Source organism: Terriglobales bacterium (assembly GCA_035624455.1).
Classification (GTDB): Bacteria; Acidobacteriota; Terriglobia; order Terriglobales; family Acidobacteriaceae; genus DASPRM01.
Genome location: DASPRM010000163.1, coordinates 1 through 3747, shown reverse-complemented (window position 1 = coordinate 3747; position 3747 = coordinate 1). Strand labels below are relative to the sequence as shown.

General features: G+C 57.9%; 4 protein-coding genes. All 4 read right to left on the bottom strand.

The features are described 5' to 3' along the window. Positions 1–229 precede the first annotated feature (229 nt). Positions 230–1183: a F0F1 ATP synthase subunit A gene (gene atpB, locus VEG30_18805; protein HXZ81987.1), complete on the bottom strand. Its 954-nt coding sequence runs from the start codon at positions 1181–1183 to the stop codon at positions 230–232. Between the two features lie 195 nt (positions 1184–1378). Continuing rightward, positions 1379–1846, bottom strand: a complete 468-nt coding sequence (locus tag VEG30_18800; protein ID HXZ81986.1) for a hypothetical protein — start codon at positions 1844–1846, stop codon at positions 1379–1381. 375 nt (positions 1847–2221) lie between these two features. Then, positions 2222–3553, bottom strand: a complete 1332-nt coding sequence (locus VEG30_18795) for an anaerobic C4-dicarboxylate transporter family protein (protein ID HXZ81985.1) — start codon at positions 3551–3553, stop codon at positions 2222–2224. Between the two features lie 11 nt (positions 3554–3564). Beyond that, a partial coding sequence (gene aspA / locus VEG30_18790; GenBank protein ID HXZ81984.1) for an aspartate ammonia-lyase occupies positions 3565–3747 on the bottom strand: 183 nt, incomplete at its 5' end.

The following is a 3747-nucleotide window of genomic DNA, read 5'->3' as shown; positions in this document are numbered from 1 at the left end:
GGCGTAGAAAACGATTGCCTCAGCGAAGGCAATCGCGAGAATGGACTGCACCAGGATGGGGGTCGACGCGCTGGGATTACGTCCCACCGCTTGCGAAGCGCCCATGCCAATCAAACCGACGCCAATGGCCGCGCCAAAGGCAGCCAGGCCCACGTGCAAGCTTCCGGTCATGTCATTGCCCCTTTCTTTTCCGTCGACTCCCGTGATGGCACACGGTCAGCCGTCGAATTCATACCTTAACTGCTTCCGAGCTTGGTGCTTTTGCCTCGTGCTGACAGATCAACATTGTGAAAACCGCAGTCAACAACATAAATACCAGCGCCTGGACCAGACCCATCAGTAACTCCAGGAAATAGAATGGAATTGGCACCAGCCAGCCCAAGCCGGGTACCAGATTGGCCATGGCTTCCAACATGTTTTCGCCGGCGTAAACGTTGCCGTAAAGACGGAAGCCAAGAGAGACGGGTCGGAACAATATCGACACGATCTCCAAACAACCGGCCGCGAAAAACACTCCAACCATGAGGATCTTTAATAGGCCAGTGGTGTCGCCCTTGGGCGCGAATAGCTCCTTTAAGAAGCCAATCGGACCCACCTCCTGCAGCGCCCAGACGATCCAGCAGGCGAAGAAAATCAAGGCCATGGCGAAAGTCATGTTGACATCGGCGTTGCCCCCACGCAATAAAGGCTGGTCGATCCTGAAGCCGTGAGAAGTCTGATGTCCCCAGCCGACGGTACCGACCCCGGGAATGAGGCTTACCCAATTGGTGGCAAGAATGAAGATAAAGATGGTCGCAAAAAACCAAAAGGTTCGTTCCGCGAGATGCCGACCCATGATTTTCTCGAGAAAGCCCTCCAGGCCGCCAACCAACCATTCCAGGAAATTCTGGGCCCCGCTAGGAACCAGCTTCATGTCGCGGGTGGCGAAGTGGGCAAAAACGATCAACCCCAAGGCAACGACCCATGTGACCACCATGGAATTAGTGATGGGAAACCCACGCAGACGCGTAATTTCCACCGCGCTTTGCGGAAGGCCGTGTTCCTTTTCCTCATGGTTGTTGGCCGGGGATTGGTCCGGGTGAAGAGCATCTGTGGCCCGCTCTATACTGACCATCCAGTCGGTTTCCGCCGAACTCATCCAGCTAGGGCTCAGGATGATGAACGCCGTGATGAGAAGCAGCACAAGCTTCGTTCTCCTTCTGGTCGCGAGTTTGACATGTCTTGCACCCAGACTTGGCGTCCAACCCAGAGGAACGGGATGCCCCGCAATCGTGTGCTTGGTCGGAACGGCACCCTCCATCAGGTTCACGCAGGATCCCCCGACATCGACTTGGCTCTCACCGTCATCCATTGCTGCAAGGCGTATTGGGCACTTCCTCTACGCCAACGCTCGAGGCGCAGAGCTGAAGGTGTCTTGCCCGGCCTTCTGATAGCCAACCAGGGTGAAGTATAGGGCGCGGTCAAAAAACTGGTTGAGCGAACGCAACAGGTTCACGCCACCCCAAAACTCAACCGGTTCGTCAAGCAGGCACTCTTGCTGGATGTATTCCCAGAGATAGTCGCGGGCAATGCACACGGCCCAAAACAAGTTACTGAAAGGGACGCCCTGTTGGGCTCGCCGGATCCCCACCGCCGAGTAGTGTTGCTCAACGATGGAATCAGTTTCAGCGGATAGCCAGTCTGTCAGATCAAGATAGATTTGCAGCGCGTATCGCTTGTGTTCGTCCTCAGGCACCTTCTGCAACAGGGCGCCGCAGCGGTCCGAGTTCCGGATCTTCTGCAGCATCCCCTCCGACATCCGGTCCGCGTTCGTCTTCATGTGTTGCACTAGCTTAAGCGGGCGCATCCCTGCTCCTTATTCTTGGACCGGCACTCGGTCGTTCGATGCTCTCTCCCAACCAGCAAAGCCTAGCCACGGCGGCGACGACCGTATACTGGCAAAATTGACAGTGTTTTCGCGCCGATAGAATGTGATGGAAACACGAGACTCAGAACTGGTGGCAGCTGCGCGAGATGGGCCGAAGAACCAACTTTGAACGAGACGAACGCCTTCGTCACCGCACTCGGAAACAGAGTCGCCAACGGCTCTGGGTCAGCGGCCCCGCGACTCCTCGCCTCTCTCCCCCCACCTTCTGAATTTTCCTGACGGAACGCTTTCAGCCCGAACAAGGGCGATTGCGAAATGAAGGCCAGGATAATACTGAAATCAGATCTGCCCTAGTTAAAAGACCAGCTTCGCGATCAGGAGTCCGATAACCACCGAAGACACGGTGGCCACCATTCCAGGAAGCATAAAGCTGTGGTTCAAGACGTACTTGCCGATGCGCGTAGTGCCAGTCTGGTCAAAGGAAATGGCCGCCAGCATCGTGGCGTAGGTGGGCAGAAAGAAATAGCCATTGACGGCCGGAAACACGGCGATCAGAATCGGAGTTCCGAGGCCCAGAGCGATGCCCACGGGCATCAGGGTCACGACGGTTGCCGCCTGACTGGCCAGCAGGATCGAAAGCAAGAACAGTCCCAGGGCAAAGATCCAGGGATGCTGTTGGATCAACCCAGAAATACTGCGGATAACGAACTGCCGGTTGCCCTCGAACAATGACGATCCCAGCCAGCCCAGGCCTGCGATGGAGATCAGTGCTACCACACCCGCTTGCATGATGCTACCCTTGACCGTCGCCGCTGGAGACGCGCGAAACAGCAGCATGTTGATACCTGCCGCGGCCAGCATCACTATCATGATGGCAGGGGCCAGTTCCAACTGTTCTATGGTCTCCTGACCAGTAGCCAAAGTTGAGTAGGAAGGCCGCAACGAAGGGAACAACCCGAGCGTCACCACTAGGACCACCGCCAGGAGAAACACGATGACCGAGCCCCGTGCCCGCCTCAGGTCAGCGCCTTCCAGCGCTCCAGCTGATGCTGGGGCTTCGATTAATCCCTTTGCCAAACGATCCTGATAAAGCGGATCATCCTTGAGCTCCGGCCCCTTCCACATGACCGCGAGCGCTCCCAGTAAGCTGCCCAGCAAGGTCGAAGGTATACAAATCAGCAGGATGGTCTCGAGGCGCACGCCCGCCGGAGTCAGTAGTCCCAACAACGCTACGGTGGCGGCGGAGATGGGCGAAGCAGTGATCGCCTGCTGCGAGGCGATGGTGGCGATCGAGAGCGGCCGCTCGGGACGAACTCCCGCCTTGCGCGCGACCTCCGCAATCACCGGCAGTAATGCATACACAACGTGGCCTGTGCCCGCCGCCAGAGTAAAGACGTAGGTGACGAGTGGAGCCACCAGCGTGATGCCGGCGGGCCAGATCCCGAGGGCCCGGTCAGCGATGACGATGAGGTAATCCAGACCGCCTGCCGCCTGCATGGTGGCTGCAGCGGTGATTACGGCAAGGATCATCCCCAGAACGGTTCGGGGGGGCATCCCGGGTGGGAGGCCAAAGACAAATACCAGCACGACGAGGCCAATCCCCGCCACCGTGCCCAGAGCTATCCCACCCAGACGAGCCCCGACAAAAATGCACAGGAGGACAACCAGCAGTTCCAGCCAGATCATGAGGCGCCGCTTTACCGCCCTCCCGCCCCCGTCATGACTTTCGGATCGAGCACGGTGGCGATCTGCTCTTCTGACAGCAATTTTTTCTCCCGCACCAGCTGGACGATGCCCTTGCCGGTCTTCATGGCCTCCGCTGCCAGTTGGGTCGCTGTGTCATAGCCTAGCAATGGATTCAGGGCGGTCACGACCCCAAT